Annotated in this window: 15 protein-coding genes; 12 read left to right on the top strand and 3 right to left on the bottom strand. The window is 71.4% G+C overall.

Translation table 11 applies throughout. The features are described from left to right. Positions 1-7: 7 nt before the first annotated feature. Positions 8-1,078: a PucR family transcriptional regulator gene (locus tag C6N31_RS25425; protein WP_232485637.1), complete on the bottom strand. Its 1,071-nt coding sequence runs from the start codon at positions 1,076-1,078 to the stop codon at positions 8-10. A gap of 616 nt (positions 1,079-1,694) precedes the next feature. Here C6N31_RS25425 and C6N31_RS25420 point away from each other — a divergent pair. The 4 genes from C6N31_RS25420 (at position 1,695) to C6N31_RS25405 (ending at position 5,839) form a co-directional block, all read left to right on the top strand. After that, entirely contained in the window at positions 1,695-2,534 is an 840-nt protein-coding gene (locus C6N31_RS25420; RefSeq protein WP_187144766.1) for a hypothetical protein, read from the top strand. Next, complete coding sequence (locus C6N31_RS25415; protein ID WP_244809009.1) at positions 2,531-4,003, top strand: NADH-quinone oxidoreductase subunit NuoF family protein; 1,473 nt, start codon at positions 2,531-2,533, stop codon at positions 4,001-4,003. Before C6N31_RS25420 ends, C6N31_RS25415 begins: the two co-directional genes overlap by 4 nt. Positions 4,004-4,215: 212 nt before the next feature. Next, positions 4,216-5,256, top strand: coding sequence for an SCO0930 family lipoprotein (locus C6N31_RS25410; RefSeq protein WP_306665018.1), 1,041 nt, complete (start codon positions 4,216-4,218; stop codon positions 5,254-5,256). Between the two features lie 163 nt (positions 5,257-5,419). Continuing rightward, entirely contained in the window at positions 5,420-5,839 is a 420-nt protein-coding gene (locus tag C6N31_RS25405; RefSeq protein ID WP_138356973.1) for a hypothetical protein, read from the top strand. Between the two features lie 58 nt (positions 5,840-5,897). Here the strand turns inward: C6N31_RS25405 and C6N31_RS25400 are convergent, their stop codons facing one another. Then, entirely contained in the window at positions 5,898-6,488 is a 591-nt protein-coding gene (locus C6N31_RS25400) for a hypothetical protein (RefSeq protein WP_198358285.1), read from the bottom strand. Between the two features lie 262 nt (positions 6,489-6,750). On the opposite strand from C6N31_RS25400, the gene lipP1 reads away from it, so the two are divergent. The 3 genes from lipP1 (at position 6,751) to C6N31_RS25385 (ending at position 10,573) form a co-directional block, all read left to right on the top strand. After that, positions 6,751-7,698 (top strand): LipP1 family hormone-sensitive lipase, encoded by a 948-nt coding sequence (gene lipP1 / locus C6N31_RS25395; protein WP_198358284.1) that lies wholly within the window; start codon positions 6,751-6,753, stop codon positions 7,696-7,698. Beyond that, complete coding sequence (locus tag C6N31_RS25390; protein WP_198358283.1) at positions 7,695-9,062, top strand: aminotransferase-like domain-containing protein; 1,368 nt, start codon at positions 7,695-7,697, stop codon at positions 9,060-9,062. Before lipP1 ends, C6N31_RS25390 begins: the two co-directional genes overlap by 4 nt. A gap of 134 nt (positions 9,063-9,196) precedes the next feature. After that, on the top strand, positions 9,197-10,573 hold the full coding sequence (locus C6N31_RS25385) for a class I adenylate-forming enzyme family protein (protein ID WP_244809007.1): 1,377 nt from the start codon (positions 9,197-9,199) through the stop codon (positions 10,571-10,573). Here the strand turns inward: C6N31_RS25385 and C6N31_RS25380 are convergent. Further along, positions 10,568-11,224 (bottom strand): 4'-phosphopantetheinyl transferase family protein, encoded by a 657-nt coding sequence (locus C6N31_RS25380; protein ID WP_198358281.1) that lies wholly within the window; start codon positions 11,222-11,224, stop codon positions 10,568-10,570. The two genes, C6N31_RS25385 and C6N31_RS25380, sit on opposite strands and share 6 nt — an antisense overlap. Before the next feature lie 16 nt (positions 11,225-11,240). On the opposite strand from C6N31_RS25380, the gene C6N31_RS45235 reads away from it, so the two are divergent. The 5 genes from C6N31_RS45235 (at position 11,241) to hppD (ending at position 16,160) form a co-directional block, all read left to right on the top strand. Beyond that, positions 11,241-11,492 carry an acyl carrier protein gene (locus tag C6N31_RS45235; protein ID WP_164296322.1) on the top strand — a complete coding sequence of 84 codons (252 nt, stop codon included), beginning with the start codon at positions 11,241-11,243 and terminating at the stop codon, positions 11,490-11,492. A 104-nt stretch (positions 11,493-11,596) separates the two neighbouring features. Beyond that, positions 11,597-13,249 (top strand): class I adenylate-forming enzyme family protein, encoded by a 1,653-nt coding sequence (locus tag C6N31_RS25370; protein ID WP_138356978.1) that lies wholly within the window; start codon positions 11,597-11,599, stop codon positions 13,247-13,249. Beyond that, positions 13,246-14,535, top strand: a complete 1,290-nt coding sequence (locus tag C6N31_RS25365) for a beta-ketoacyl-[acyl-carrier-protein] synthase family protein (RefSeq protein ID WP_138356979.1) — start codon at positions 13,246-13,248, stop codon at positions 14,533-14,535. The genes C6N31_RS25370 and C6N31_RS25365 overlap by 4 nt, the downstream gene beginning before the upstream one ends. Next, positions 14,528-15,034, top strand: coding sequence for an L-2-amino-thiazoline-4-carboxylic acid hydrolase (locus tag C6N31_RS25360; RefSeq protein ID WP_138356980.1), 507 nt, complete (start codon positions 14,528-14,530; stop codon positions 15,032-15,034). The genes C6N31_RS25365 and C6N31_RS25360 overlap by 8 nt, the downstream gene beginning before the upstream one ends. Positions 15,035-15,089: 55 nt before the next feature. Then, complete coding sequence (gene hppD, locus C6N31_RS25355; protein WP_138356981.1) at positions 15,090-16,160, top strand: 4-hydroxyphenylpyruvate dioxygenase; 1,071 nt, start codon at positions 15,090-15,092, stop codon at positions 16,158-16,160. Positions 16,161-16,205 lie beyond the last annotated feature (45 nt).

The raw sequence follows: 16,205 nt of genomic DNA, 5'->3' as shown, positions 1-16,205 counted from the left end.
GGGTGGGTCAGAGGCCGTTGACGCGTGCTTCCCGTGCGACGACCAGTGGGCGGAAGCCCACCGCGACGGTGCGCGCCCTTCGGGTGACCCGGGAGCCGCGCCGTCCTATCTCCGCCATCAGCCGGCGGCTGCGCAGGGCCATCTCCAGTTCGAAGCGGGTGCGTGGGTCACGCAGTCCCTGTCCGAACAGCTTCTCCAGTTGACGCATGCGGTATCGCACCGTTTGGGGGTGCACACTCAGGGCTTTCGCCGCCTCCGGTGCGCCGCCGCCTTCGAGCCAGGCCAGCAGGGTCACTTCCAGCCGTTCGCTCTGGCGTGGTGTCAGTCCTGCCAGCGGCCGCAGCCAGCGGGCCGCCAATGCCTTGGCCAGCGGTTCGTCCTGGAGCAACAGCAGGGTGGAGAGGTGGTCGTCGACGAAGACGGGCCGGGCGTCGGGTCCTCCGGGGGCGGGGGTCAGGGTCAGCAGGCGTCGTGCCCAGCGCAGTGACGATGCGGCGTCACGGACCGGGACGGAGTGTCCGACGGCGGTGGAGCGGCCGCGCAGGGCGGCCTCCAGTGCGCCGCGGGTGTCCGGGTCGGGGCTCGGTATCAGCAGGCACGGTCCGTCGCCGCCCATGCCGACCAGGCAGTCGTCCAGGGTCGCCGCCAGTTGATGGGCCTCGCCGGGGGAACTGACGGCGACGGCCCGGACGGTGTCGGGCAGTGGCCAGCCGGCCCTGCGGGCCAGTTCCGGGAGGACTGCGTCCGGTACCTCGGTGGCACCGGTCAGTGCGTTGAACAGGTCCTGGCGTGACCGGTCGAGGGGTGCCGCGGTGGTGGGCAGCTCCTGGGGGATGTCTTCGTCCTTCGGTGGCTTCCGGTAGCCGAGAGCCGTCAGCAGGGCTTCTTCGAGCCCCTGCCTGACCGTTTCGCGGCCCATGTCCTGGAGAAGGTCGGCGAAGCCGGGAATTTCATGCCGAAGCGCCTCGACCATCTCATCTGCCAGTGACGGGAGTTCCTTGCGCAGAACGCGAGTCCATTCGCCACGGGGGAGGGACCAGATGCGGTTAAGAAGTTCGCACATCTCTACCTCGTTCATGCCGGGGTAAGACCTGCCTGGGGGGAGGACAGGTCTTGCGGAGGTTGCCTCCATCGCCGTCGTCCTTGTCCGGCGGAGGAGTTGAGGGTCCTCCTGCGCCCTCCTAGAGGTTGCTTCCCGCCGATGGTCCCGGAGTTTTACCGGGTCTTTACCACCAGGGTGCGGCCGGGCCGGTTTAGACCCGGTCCGGCCGGAACCGGAAGCACTTGGTTGAGCATCTTCCGCAGTTGCACACCGTGACGACGACGGGGAAGCAGGAACTTGTCACGATGCGATAAATCTTGTGGAGATGCTGGGAAGTTGAGCGATGCTGCTGCACCCCGGGTCACTGCTCGTCGGCTGTGGAGGCGATCCCTCCGAGAATCCGCACCGGAGCCGGTCCGACCGCCGTTGTGTTGCGGCGGGTTCCGGCTCCTCATATCCCCGTGCGGGCCTGTGCTGCCCCGGGTCCCACCAGCTGCCGCCAGGCAGCGCCGATATCAACCCCCTGGGCTCCGGGTGCGACTTGCAGTGCTCGGTACCCCCCGCTCGGGAGGCTTTCCCTATGCCCTTGTCCCCCATGCAGTTCCCCCGCTCGCACGGACCGCGCCAGTCGGGGCGGTCGCACCGAAGGAGAATGAGTGCCGGAGCGGCCGCCGGCGGACGGCGAGCCGTCCGCCGGCCTCCTTTGCTGTCCGGAGCCGGCAGCCGGCGCCCGGTCACCATCGTCACGCTCGTCCTGGCGATCCTCATCGCGTTGGCCGTCGCGGGCAACGCGGGCGCGTTCAGCAGGCCGCTGGACTTCCTGGACTTCGGAGCGGGAGTGCTCTCGCTGGTGTCGCTCACCGCCACCGTGCTGTGGGGTCTGGCATCCACCGACCGGCTGCTGCTGCACTCCAGTCACCGGCTCCTCGCCCAGGGGGTGCACCGGGGTCTGGCGAGCAGCGGACTCGGTTTCCTCGCCCTGCACATCTGGGTGAAGGTGCAACGACAGGAGACCAGCGCGGGTGCCGCGGCCGTGCCCTTCACCGACGGCCGCCAGCCCCTGCTGATCGGGCTCGGCACCCTCGCCGGGTATCTGTTCCTGACCGTGGCGGTGACCGGCGCGGTACGCAGCGCGTTCGCCTCCGGCACGCGCTCGCGCTGGTGGCGGGCCCTGCACATGGGCGCCTATCCGGCCTGGGGCGCGTCGCTGCTGCACGGTCTGAAAGCCGGCCGGCCCGCGAGCACCTGGGTGACGGTGTCCTACATCCTGTGCCTGCTCGGCATCGTCGTGGTCCTCACCGTGCGGCTCAGGACCCGGCAGAAGCGAACGGCCGCCGGAGCGCAGGCCGTGACGGCCGCCGCCTACCGGGTCGTCCCACCGCGTGAGCCGGACCGCCCACCGAGGGCCGCTCTCTACGTGCCCCGCCAGGACACGGGCACCATGGACCGCTCCGGCGGGCGGGTCGACAGCACTGCTGGATGGCGGCCGTGAACGGCCCCCGCCCGGCCATCGGTTGTGTCGGACCGCCCCGGGTGCTCGCCGGACTGGACGAGGTGCCGCGGCTGGACCGTGTCACCCATCTGGCCGTGCACGGCTCGCTGCCCCGGCTGCGGCCGGAGGAACTGCTGGCGCTCGCCGAGGACATCGACCTGCGCGGCCGCGGGGGAGCGGGCTTCCCGTTCGCCCGGAAACTGAAGTCGGTGACCCGGGCGGCCGAGAGCCGGGACGGCCGTACGGCCGTCGTCGTCAACGGCAGCGAGGGCGAGCCCAGCTGCCTCAAGGACACGGCGCTGCTGCTGCACTCCCCGCATCTGGTGATCGACGGAGCACTGCTGGCCGCCGCGGCGCTGAACGCCGAGGAGGTCGTCGTCGGGGTGACCAGGACCGACGTCGAGCAGTCCGTTCGGGACGCCATCTACGAACGCGGCCCGGTCGGCCTCAAGCTCCGGGTGACGCTGCTCCCCGAGCGTTTCGTGACGGGCGAGAGTTCCGCTCACGTCAGCGGGCTGAGCGGCGGTCCCGCGCTGCCCTCGGGGCGCTCCATCCGGACGAGCGACCGGGGCCTGGGCGGTCTGCCCACCCTGCTGTCCAACACCGAGACATACGCCCAGCTCGCCCTCGCGGCACGGGTCGGCGCACTGGGCTACCGCTCGGTGGGCCTGCCGACGGAGCCGGGCACGCTGCTGCTGACCGTCGCCGGGGCCACGGTGATGGAGACACCGACCGGTGTCCCGCTGTCGTACATCCTGGAACTGTGCGGGCTCGGCCCCGGTCAGGGTGTGCTGGTCGGCGGCTATCACGGCAAGTGGCTGGACCCGTACTCCGCGAAGGCGGCGGAGATATCCCGCGAATCCCTGGTCTCGTTCGGCGCGGTGCTCGGAGCCGGAGCGGTGCTGCCGCTGCCCGACGACACCTGCCCGGCCGGTGAGGTACTGCGCGTCACCCGTTGGATGGCCGGGGAATCCGCAGGTCAGTGCGGGCCCTGCGTGCTGGGGCTGCCAGCGCTCGCCGACACCCTCGAACTGGCCGTCCGCGGAGGCGGCCAGGCCGCGCTCGACGCCGTCCAGGCCCGTATGCAATCGGTCAGGCGCCGCGGCGCCTGCAGCCACCCCGACGGGACGTCGAACTTCGTGGAGTCGGCGCTCGCCACGTTCCCGGACGAGTTCTACGACCACGCGCTCGGCAGCGGCTGCGGCCGGCCGGTCCTGGGGACCCTCCCGCTGCGCGCCGACGAGACCGCCGCGGCGCCGGCCGCAGAAGAGAGCACCGAGCGGCTGCTCGTGGACTGGACGCGCTGCCAGGGGCACGGGCTCTGCATGGACGTTCTCCCCGAGATCATCCAGCTCGGCGCCGACGGCTATCCGGAGAAGGCGTCGATGGAACTGCCCGGGCGGCTGCGCCCGAAGGCGCTGCGCGCGATACGCCGCTGCCCCGCCCTCGCGCTGCGCATCCAGGACTAGGGCGCGTGCCAGGCGTCGTGGGCCAGGCGGGACTTTCGCCACACGCCCTAGACCCGTCCGGCGGGCGGGCTCGACCGCCCGCCCCACGACGGCAATTCCCGTCGTCACGTGGGCAAATGCCCTGCGTCTACGCAGCGTTGAATCTCTCGGTTCTTGCTCTGATGTGACAAGTTTTGATTCGGCTGAACACCCACCAGGGTCTCCCCGTATCCATGAGCAACGGCGAGCGAAGCCGCCGGACCGAATGCGAAGGAGCAGTCATGGTAAACAGGCGTCGAGCGGCATTCGCTGGAGCGGCCACCGTGGTACTTCTGCTGACGGCAGGATGCGGCAGCAGCGAAAAGGGCAACAACGCCCAGGGAACCAATGTCCAGCCCGCTGGAGACAGCAAGGACATCGGGACCGGATACGGCTCGGATTACGGTGCCAGCAGTACGGGCGGATACGGCACCGACGCCCAGGCGGGCGCGAAGAAGGGCGAGCCGGCCAAGGAGCTGGCGGTGCGCAGCGACGGGAAGCTGGGGCCGATCGTCACCGACAGCAAGGGGTTCACCCTCTACCGGTTCGACAAGGACACCGCCCAGCCGCCCAAGTCCAACTGTGACGGCGCCTGCGCCATCACCTGGCCCGCCGTGCCGGCGGACGACGCCACCGCCTCCGCGGGCATCAAGCCCGAGCTGCTGGGTGAGGTCATCAGGACCGACGGCAGCCGCCAACTGACCCTCGCGGGCTGGCCGGTGTACCGCTACGCCATGGACACCCAGGCCGGCGACACCAAGGGCCACGGGGTCGGCGGTACGTGGAACGCGCTGGCGCCCGACGGCAAGAAGGCCGGACAGCAGGCCGCTGCCCCCGCCCCCGGCCCCAGCCAGACCCAGAGCCAGGTCAGCGACGTGCAGCTGTCGGTCACCGACAACGACGAACTGGGCAAGATCATCGTCGACGGCAAGATGCGGACGCTCTACCGCTTCAACAAGGACAGCGCCTGGCCGATGAAGTTCGCCTGCCTCGACGCCTGCCTGAACACCTGGAAGCCCGCCAAGCCCGTCGACAAGACCAAGGTGCGCGGAGTGGCGTCCAAGCTGGTCGGCACCGTCACCCGGCCCGACGGAACGAAGCAGCTCGCCATCGACTGCTGGCCCGTCTACTGGTTCACCGGGGACGAGAAGCCCGGTGACATCAACGGCCAGGGCAAGATGGGTCTGTGGTTCGCGGTCACCCAGGGTGGCAAGAAGGCCGGCGCGGGTTCCTAGCACCGTCCTCCCCGGCGCCCATCCGCACGGGGAGGACCGGGCCCGGCCACCGGGCCCCGGCCTCCCCGTGCGGGCACCCGCCCCGCACGGGGAGAAGAAGCAGAGTCGCGGAACGACGGAATTCCGTAATTCCGACCGAATCAATGGGGTTGATGTGCCGAATTTGCGACTGGGACGTGTCGTCGCGGCGCTGTGTGTGGTCCTGCTGAGCGGCTGCGCCGGGAATGCGCACACGAAAAGCACGGCGGCAGCAGTTCCCACCACCGTACCGGCGGTCGCCGGCCCCGCTTCGATACAGCAGATCGCCGCTGTTCTCGGCTGCAAGGCCGAAATCAGCGTGGTCGCGACGGAACTGCGACAGGGTTCGTGCCGCACCGGGCAGGGCGAGTTCCGCATGCTCACCTTCGCCGCGGAAACCGGCCAGCGCGACTGGCTGACCGAGGCCCAGGCGTACGGCGGCATCTACCTCGTCGGGACCCGCTGGATCGTCACGGCCCAGTCCCAGGAGGCCCTGAAGGGCCTGCGTGCGACGCTCGGCGGAACGATCCAGGCGGCACCGGAGCACGCGGGGCACGGCGGCTGAGCCACCCCCGGGCGTACCCGATGCGTCGCACCGCCCACCGTCCCGCGCGCCCCCCCCGTCACCCACCGGACCGCAGGCCGGCGCGCACCCAGCGCGGCTGGCGGCGCGACGGCCGGCTCCGCCGGCGCACCGCCGTCCCGAGGGCCAGGACCGCGACGGGGTCGCCCGATGTGCAGGCCGCCCAGGCCACTCCGGTGAGCAGGGGTCCGACGGCGTCGTGCTCCGGCACAGTGCACGCGGCCTCCAGCATCCCGGCGAGCGCACGCGGTCCGGTGGGCGCCCCGGTCAGCAGATACCGGGTCTCGCGCAGCCAGTCCTCCGTGGGGCGGACCTTCCTGGCGGTGCCGCAGTGCGCGAGGAGTTCGATGACCCCGTCGTCGAACAGCACCGGGCCGAGCGCGTCCCGGACGGCACCGCCGAAGGGTTCCGCGGCAGGAAACAGCCGAGCGTCCCTCTCGAGGAGGTCCGGGGCGGGAGGGATCGCGTCGTGCGGTTCCGGTTCCGGCGGGGCCGGGTCGTGTGACGGCGAGTCGGTGGCGTCAGGGACGTCGAGCGGCGCGCTGGGAGGCCGGCCGTGGCGGCGGGCCCGGAACCGCGGGCGGCTCAGCGCCGCCGCGATCCGCGGTGTCAGCCAGTGCGTCGATGCCATCGCGCCCCCGTCCCCCGACCGCACCGTACCCCGGCGTGCGGAGCCGGCGGGAGCACTTCGCGTGCGAGGAACAAACGGACTGGTCACGTCACTTCACCGCGTTCCCGGTCCCCAGCGCTGCGGGCGGCGGCGGAAACTGCTGCCAAAGCGCCGACCGGACGCGTGGACACCACCCGTGGTGAACGGGTGTGCTGGAGAGCGGCTTTCCGCGGGACCACCGTCCGCTCGCTCATCCGTCTCGTCCGCTCCTTCAGGAGGGCATGTGTCGCTCCATCCCCAAGTGGAGACCCTGCGCGCGCGCCTCGTCGCCGCCGGGACCCGGCCCCTGTACACACTGGATCTCGCCGAAGCGCGTGCGGCCGACCTGGCCGCCGCCCGGTCCGCCGGCGGGGTCCCGGAGCCCGTCGGGAGCGTCCTCGACGCCGAGATCCCGGGGCCCGGCGGGCTGCTGCCCGTCCGGGTGTACCGGCCGGAGTCCGACGGCCGCCCGCTCCCCGTGCTCTGCTACTTCTTCGGCGGCGGCTGGACCCTCGGCACGCTCGACACCTGTGACGCGATCTGCCGCAGGCTCGCCAACGCGGCAGGGTGCGTCGTGGTGACGGTGGGCTACCGGCTCGCCCCGGAGCACAAGTTCCCCGCCGCGCTGTACGACTGCCGGGCCGCCGTCGAATGGATCACCGGGCACGCCGACGCGCACGGCGGCGACGGTTCGCGGCTCGCGCTGGGCGGTGACAGCGCGGGCGCCAACCTCGCCGCCGCCCTGGCGCTGCACCTGCGCGACCACGGAGGCCCGCCGATCGCCGCCCAGTTGCTGGTGTACCCCAACACCGACCATCTCGCCGACACCGCGTCGCGGCGCGAGAACCAGGACACGGTGTTCTTCAACCACCGTTCGGTGGACTGGTACTGGCGGCACTACCTGGCCGATCCGGCGCACGGTGCGGACCCGTACGCGTCACCGCTGCGCGCCGGGGACCTCGGCGGGCTGCCGCCCGCGCTGGTGATCACGGCGGAGTACGACCCGCTGCGGGACGAGGGCGAGCAGTACGCAGAATGCCTCGCCGCCGCCGGGGTGCCGGTGGCGCTGAGCCGGTACGACGGCATGATCCATGGATTCTTCGCGATGCCGGGGGAGTTGGATGCCGCCACCACCGCCCAGGACGAGGCGGCCGCGTTCCTGGCCGAGCGGCTCGCGGAGGTGCGCGTATGACCTCGCCGACTCCCGCCGGAGACACCGCGCTGCGGATCGAGGATCTGCACGGTTCGCTCCGCGACCCGGTGCTCGACGCGATGAACTTCCTCAACGAGGTGGTCTCGCGCTACCCCGAGGCCATCTCGTTCGCGCCGGGCCGCCCCTACGACCCGCTGCTCGACCCCGGCGTCATCACCGACTGCCTCACCGCCTATACCGACCATCTGCGACGGGACCGGGGACTCAGCGAGCCGCAGATCAACACTCTGCTCATGCAGTACGGGCCCACCGCGGGCATCATCCGGGAGCCGATCGCGCGCTCGCTCGCCGAGGACGAGGGCATCGACGTCCCGCCCGAGGCGATCGTGGTGACCGTCGGAGCCCAGGAAGGGATGCTGCTGGTGCTGCGGGCCCTGTGCGCCGGGCCGGACGACGTGCTGCTCGCGCCCTCGCCTTGCTACGTCGGCATCAGCGGTGCGGCCCGGCTGCTCGACATCCCGCTCTTCCCGGTCCCGGAGGGCGAGCACGGGATCGACGCCGCCGACGTGGTGGACGCGGCCCGCCGGGCCCGCGCGCAGGGGCTGCGGCCGCGCGCCCTGTACCTCGTGCCGGACTTCGCCAACCCGTCCGGCGTCTGCATGACCGTGCGGGCCCGCCGGGAACTCCTGGCGGCGGCGGGGGAGGAGGGGCTGCTGGTCCTGGAGGACAATCCGTACGGGATGTTCCGGGCCGACGCGGAGAGCACCCGGCCCACCCTCAAGGCGCTGGACACCGACCGCCGGGTGATCTACCTCGGCTCGCTGGCCAAGACCGGGTTCCCCGGGGCCAGGGTCGGCTATGTCGTCGCCGACCAGCGCGTCGAGGGACCCGGCGGGAGCACGCTGCTCGCCGACCAGCTCGCGAAGGTCAAGAGTATGACGACCGTCAACACCCCGGCGCTCAGCCAGGCTGTGATCGGCGGGCTCCTGGTGCGGCACGGGTACCGGATGCGGACGGCGTCGCTGGCCGCGGCCGCCTTCTACCGGGAGAACATGGCGCGGCTGCTCGACGCGCTCGACCGGCACTTCCCCGAACCGGAGCGCACCGCACGGGGCATCGACTGGAACCGGCCCGAGGGCGGTTTCTTCGTGGTGCTGTCCGTGCCCTTCGACGCGGACGAGCGGGCCCTTGAGCGGTCCGCGGGGCGGCACCAGGTGCTGTGGACGCCCATGAGCCCGTTCTACATCGGCGGTGGCGGTGTGCGCAGGCTGCGGCTGTCGTGCAGCGCGGTGCCACCCGAGCTTGTCGACGAGGGCGTTCGGCGATTCGCCGAATTCGTCGCGGAGTCGGAATCCACGGCTGTTCACCACTCGGTGGCGACCAGCATTTCCGCCGTCGGCTGAGGGGAATTCTGCCGGTACTGCTCCGGCAACCGCAGCTGTAACGCATGGACTGCCGGAACCGCTTGAGCGAAGCTTGAAGCGTCCTGAGGCGACCGCATCAGGTGGCTGTCCAGTCAGGTGAATGGGAAGTCCGCGTGGACGTTGACGAGCTGTTTCTCGCCGGTCCGGCCGATGAGCCGGTGCTCCGGCTCGGAGAATCCATCGATCGTGGCCGGCTGCGGAAGCTGGTGTCGGAACGGCAGCAGCAATTGCGGGACTCCGGGCTGCACACCGGGGGTTCCGTCGCTGTTCATCTGCCTCCTTCGCTTGAATACATCGCCCATGTGCTGGCCGTCTGGAAATGCGGTGCGCAGGCGATTCTGGTGGACCACCGGTTCACCGAATTCGAAGTGAATTCCTGTGTCGAGCGGCTGGCTCCGCAGTTCATCGTGGAGCCGGCCGAACCGGCCACCGGCATGATGCGCGGCTTCCAGGACACCCGCAGCGTGATCAGGCCGCTGGAGGGCGGCCGTGCGCCCGGGACCGGGCACGCGCTCATCCAGTTCAGCTCGGGCTCCACCGGTCCCTCCAAGGTCATCGGCCGCACGGCCGCGGACCTGGTGGCCGAGGTCGAGCGCTACACCCGGATCGACGGTTTCCCGGGCGCCGGCCACCAGGTGGTGATGCTCGCGTCGATGACCAACGTGCTCGGCCTGGTCGGTGGCCTCCTCAACAGTCTGCACACCGGCGCCGAGATGGTCATACCCCGGCACACCGGCAAGGACGGCATCCTGCGCACCCTCGTCGAGGCGACCGCACCCACCGTGCTCATCGGGGTGCCCTCCCAGGTAGACCTGCTCGCCCGGGTCGCCGACCCGCCCGCGTTGCCGCTGTTCCGACGCGTCATCACCGGCGGCGAGTTGGTCGGCGACGCGCTGTGGAACTCCTTCGCGCAGCGGTACGGGGTACGCATCGGCACGATGTACGGGATGACCGAGGCCGGAGTGATGGCCGTCGACGTCCTCGGTGAGCACCGTCCGGCACTGCTGCCCGCACCCGGTCATGAACTCCGCGTCGAGAACGGTGAACTGATGCTGCGACAGCCGGCGTCGCCCTATCTCGGCGACCCCGACCCGAGCCGGTGGTCGGACGGCTGGCTGCACACCCGGGACGCCGGGACGGTCGACACGTCCACGGGACGGGTGACCGTCCTCGGCAGACTCGACTCCCAGGTGTCGGTCGGCGGGCTCAAGGTCGACCTCAACGAGGTCGAACAGACACTGGCCGGTGCGCCCGGCGTGACCGAGGCCGTGGTCGTCCACGACGGTGCGATCCAGGCGTTCGTGGCACTGGACGGCGGAGGCACCGGTGCGGCCGGGATCGAGGCGTATCTGAGACAGCGACTCGCAGGTTACAAGCGGCCTCGCGCCGTCTACGTGCTACCGGCGCTCCCGCGGACCAGCAGTGGCAAGCCGATCCGCAACGCCGCGACGCTCAACGCCTCCCGGCTCGGCGCGGCGGCCCCGTCATGAGCCGCCGCCAACGGGCCAGGGCCGGCACCCCGCGTGGCCCGATCCGTAGAGCCGCAGAGGCACTCCGGCCGGGGATCCCTGCGCCGCCACCGCCACGACCAGGCCGTACGGGGCGGGCGGCAGGGCGAGCGACAGGTCAGGACCGTCCGGCAGCGGCGCCAGCTCGTCCGCGTCCGCCAGCAGCTCCGGCGGCACCCGCCGCCGCAGTCCGCCGCCCCGCAGCCCCACGCCGAGTGCCTTGCCCAGCGCCTCCTTCGCCGTCCACAGGCGGAGGAAGTCGGGGGTGCGGCCGGCCGCGGGGCGGTCCGCGAGCCACTGTGCCTCGGCAGGGTCGAAGTAGCGCCCGGCCAGCCGTAGGGCTGGCAGCGTTCGTACCGACTCCACATCCACACCGATCCGTCCGGACCGGGTGAGGGCCACGGCGACGACGTCGTCGCAGTGGCTGATGCTCACCTGAAGTTCCGCCCCGTCCGCCCGGGTGAGATACGGGCGGCCCAGTCCGTCGCGCTCGATGCGCGCCGCAGCCGGCGCCCCGAGCAGCTCGTCCGCGACCCGTAGCAGCAGTCGCCGGGCGGCGTCCCGCCGGTCCCCGCAGGCCGGGGCCAGCACCACAGTGACCGCGTTCGGATCCATCGCCGGGCGCGCAGACATGAGAGGCAGTACACCAGTGAAGGACGACATTCGCCAGTTCCTCATCTCGGCCCTGATCAAGATGAAGTACGACCCGGAGACGGTCAGCGGGTCGAGCTCGCTGGGGCCCGCCGGCATCGACCTCGACTCCCTGGGCGTGGCCGACCTCGTGATGCAGTTGGAAGACCGCTTCGGGGTGCAGATCGACGAGGACGAGTCCGAGCGCTTCGCGATGATGACGATCGATCAGATCGCGGAGGAGTCGGCGAGCCGCCTCCAGGCCGCCTAGCGCGCCGGTCCGGCCCGGTCACGAACGGCCCGCCGGCGCTCCCCGCAGAGCCCCTATCACCCTGTCCAGCCCCTCCTGTTCGACCCTCACAGGGAGAAAGCCACATGACCGTCCGACAATTGCGAGCGCAACTCGCGGCCGACCAGGAGCTGGGCGTCGGCAATGTGCTCAGCACCCTGGTCGCCCGCGCCGGGGAGTCCGCCGAGTCGGCGCTGACCTTCGACTCCGAGGTCGACGGGCACCCGGCCTGGCAGCGGCTGACGCTGCCCGACCTGGAGCGTGCCGTCGCCGCCCGCGCGGCGTGGCTGCACGCGTGGGGGGTGCAGCCACGCGACGCGGTCGCGGTGTTCGTCTCCACCGCGGCCGACCATGTGCTCGCCTATCTCGCGCTGACCAGGATCGGGGCCATCCCGGCGCTGCTCAACGCGAACATGGACGGGACCACGGCCCGCGCCTACATCGGGAAGGTGGCGCCCCGCGCGCTGCTCACCGACGCCGCGCACCGCGAACGCCTCGGCGACGGGGAGTTCCCCGGCCTGCTGCTCGGTGACATCGCCGGGATCGGCACCGGCGACCCGGCCCTGGCTCCCGGCCAGTACCGCTTCCACCCCACCGACGCCGCCGTCATCACCCACTCCTCCGGGACCACCGGGCTGCCCAAGCCGGTGATCGCCACCCACGCCAGTCTGTTCGCCGCCTCCCGGCACCGGCTTTCGCTGCCCAAGCCGCGCACCATCGACCGGATGCTCAGCGCTCTGCCCGCCAACCACGCGGCGATGGTGATCGCGGTGACGCTGGCGCTGTGCAGCGGCACCGAGTTGATGCTCGTGTCGGAGCAGGACGGTCTGAAGGTCCTGGAAGCGGTGGACCGCTGGAAGCCGTCGTGCGTCTTCGGTTTCGCGGCCACCTGGCCGCAGCTGGTCAACCGGGACCTGGGCGCGTACGACCTGGACAGCGTGCAGATGTGGTGGAACACCGGGGACGCCGCGCACGAGGCGCACATCAGGAAGCTGGTCGCGGTCGGCCACCGGCTGGTCGCCCAGCGCGGCGGCGGGATCGCCCGCAAGGAGGGCGCCACCTTCATGGACGGCCTGGGCTCCAGCGAGATGGGCCACTCGATGTTCTTCATCACGCACACCGCCGAGACCGACCGCTACAACCGGTGCATCGGCAAGCCGCACGCGTTCGCCGAGGTGGCCGTCCTCGACGAGCTGGGCGAGCCGCTGCCGCCCGGCCGGATCGGTGAGCTGGGCGTGAACGCCCCCACCGTGTCGCCGGGGTACTGGAACGACTCGGCCACCACCTACCGCACCCGCAGGGCCGGCTACTTCCTCACCGGGGACCTCGTCTACCGGGACGAGGCCGGCTACTACTACCACGTCGACCGGGTCGTGGACACGGTCGCGCTGTCCGGCGGGCGCTATCTGCACACCGCGCAGTCGGAGGAACAGATCCTGGCCCGCTGCCCGGAGGTGTCCGACTGCACCGTCATCGCGGTGCCGGGCCCGGACGGTGCGGTGACCACCGAGGTGCTGGTGAGTATCCTCCCCGGCGCGAAGGCGCCAGGGGATCTGGACGAGCAGGTGCGGGCCGCGCTCGACGAGCATGTCGCGGCCACCGTACGGAGCGTCGTGGTGGTCGACGACGAGGACATCCCGCACGGGCCGACCGGCAAGGTCCGCAAGGTCATTCTGCGCGAGCGCTACAGCCAGGCGAAGGCAATGCCCGTGATCGAGCAGGGAGTTGAGACGGTATGAGCGTACGGTCGGAATCGGGTGTGGTCGTCACCGGCATCGGTGTGGTCAGTTCCCTGGGGCGGGACCTCGTGGACACCTTCGACGCCCTGTGCGAGGGGCGCTCGCAGCTCTCCCGGCCCACCCCGGAACTGGGGGAGCAGTCCCTGGTCGAGGTGGTCTCACAGGCACCCGACATCGACCCGGCCGAGGTGCTGAAGCCGCCGATCGACCCGGGCGTCGACCGCTTCCTGATCCTCGCGCTCGCCGCGGCGGAGCAGGCGATGGCGGACTCCGGGCTGCGGGTCGGCGAGAACGCGGACCCGGAGCGGGTCGCGGTGATCACCTCCACCGCCGGCGGACCGCTGCGGACGTACGAGGAGCAGGCCGCGGCGCGCCGCGAGCGCGGCCGCAGCGCGGTCAGCCCGTATCTGTGCCCGGGGATGATCCCCAACATGTCGGCCGCCCGGATCGCCATCAAGTACGGCATCCGCGGCTACAGCCTGCTGCTGTCCACCGCCTGTGCGGGCGGCGGCCAGGCCGTCGCCGAGGCGTTCCGGCTGATCCGCGAGGGTGAGGCGGACGTGGTGGTGTGCGGCGGCTCCGACGCGCCGCTGCATCCCACGGTCGCGGCCGCCTTCGTCAACGCCCGTTCGCTGGCGAACGGTTACGACGACCCGACGAAGGCGAGCCGGCCGTTCGACCAGGACCGCAACGGCTATGTGCTCGGCGAGGGCGCCGCGATGTTCATCCTGGAGCGGGCGGAGCACGCGGACGCCCGCGGCGCCGCCGGATACGCCGACGTCATCGGCTGGGGCGCGACCACCGACGGGTACCACGTGACCAAGCCCCGTCCGGACGGCTCGGGCGCCGCGGCCTGCATGCGGAAGGCCGTCGCGCGGGCCGGGCTGCGGCCCGAGGACATCGGTTACGTCAACGCGCACGCCACCAGCACCGGGCTCGGCGACATCGCCGAGGCGCGGGCGATCCGGGCGGTGTTCGGCGACGAGACCCCGCCGGTCAGCTCCACCAAGTCGGTCACCGGCCATCTGATGGGCGCCTCCGGGGCGTTCGAGGCCGCCGCCACCGTGCTGGCCGTCGCGCACGGCACGCTGCCGCCGACGTTCAATTTGGACCAGGTCGGCCGGGGCTGCGAGCTCAACCACGTGCGCGGAAAGGCGTACCGGACCGAGGTGCGGGCGGCGCTCTCCAACTCCTTCGGGTTCGGCGGCCACAACATCTCGCTGGCCATCGGCACCCCCACCACCCGGGGCCGGCGCCTCGCCGACGGAACGCGCAGCGATGGCTGAGCGGGCAGGCGACCTGCCGCTGCACAAGTTCTGGTGGCTGCACGACGCCCGCTGGTACCAGGGAGTGATGAAGCGGTACGGGCAGGAGGCCGCCAACGAGATCAACGCGGAGGCGATGCTCTTCGTGGCCCGCCGCGTCGCCCGCTGGTACACCGCCCGGCACGACGTCGACTTCGAGAAGCTGCCGATGGACGAGTTCGTCGACCGGTTCAAGGAGATCCCCCGGGTCATGTGGCCCGAGGACATGACCAACTACCAGCACCACGCGGTTGGTCCCGACACCTTCGAGACCGTGGTCACCGAGCACTTCGCGCTGAAGATGCTCAAGGCCGCCCGGTCCTTCGACAGCTACCGGTGCCCCTGCCTGGAGATGCGGGCCGGCTGGTTCGAGGGCATGGGGCTCACCGTCGAGGACAGCCGCAGCGAGTGCATGACCAGCGGCTCGGAGGTCTGCCGCTTCCGCGCGACCGTGCGTCGCACCGACCCGGATCCGGCCTGAACGCACGCGCGAACGCGCCCTGCCGGAACGTCCCGTCCAAGGGAGATCCACACCCATGATCGCAGGTATTGACCACGTCGAGTTCTTCGTGGGCGACGCCCAGCAGTCGTCCTTCTATCTCTGCGGTGCCTTCGGCTTCCGGCTGTGCGCCGAGGGCGGCCCGGAGACCGGCCTCACCGGGCACCGCTCGCTGCTGCTGCGCCAGGGCGGGGTCCGCCTCGTGCTCACCTCGGCGCTCACCGCGACCGCCGAGGCGGCCGGATACGTCAGCCGGCACGGCGACGGTGCGGCGGTGATCGCCTTCGGCACCGATGACGCCAGGGCCGAGTTCCACGCCGCCGTCGAGCAGGGCGCGGCCCCCGTGCGGGAGCCGGCCGTGTACGCGGACGCCGGAGCCCGGGTGGTGGTCGCCGAGGTCGCAGGGTTCGGCGATGTCGTCCACCGCTTCGTGGAACGGCACGGCGACCCGGACGCGTTCCTGCCGGGCCGGATGCAGACCCTGGCCCCGGACCCGGAGGACGGGGAGTCGCTGTTCGAGCTGATCGACCACGTCGCGGTGTGCGTGCCGGCCGGGGAGCTGGACCGGACGGTCGCCCACTACGAGAAGGCCTTCGGCTTCGCCCAGGTCTTCGAGGAGCACATCGAGGTGGGCGAGCAGGCGATGAACTCCAAGGTGGTGCAGTCCCCTTCGGGCGGCGTCACCTTCACGATCCTGGAGCCCGACACCACCCGCAGGCCCGGCCAGATCGACGACTTCATCGGCCGGCACGGCGGCGCCGGAGTGCAGCACCTGGCCTTCCTGGCGCCGGACATCTTCACCGCCGTGGACCGGCTGCAGCAGCGCGGAGCCCGCTTCCTGGCCACCCCGGACGGCTACTACGACGGCGTCGCGGGACGGGTCGGGGCCACCACGGTCGACGCGGCGGAACTGCGCCGCACCAACGTCCTGATCGACCGGGACCACTGGGGCGAGATCCTGCAGATCTTCACCCAGTCCATGCACGTGCGGCGCACCTACTTCATGGAGGTCATCGAGCGGCGCGGGGCGCGCAGCTTCGGCAGCGGCAACATCAGGGCGCTCTACGAGGCCGTGGAACGTGACGGTTCGAGCGCCGCGGCAGTCTGAGCGCCGCGGATCCGAGCGGGAGAACAGGACAGCGGGGAAGGCAGT

It is taken from the genome of Streptomyces fildesensis (assembly GCF_016107395.1).
Taxonomy (GTDB): Bacteria; Actinomycetota; Actinomycetes; order Streptomycetales; family Streptomycetaceae; genus Actinacidiphila; species Actinacidiphila fildesensis.
This window is presented reverse-complemented; position numbering and strand designations above follow the sequence as displayed.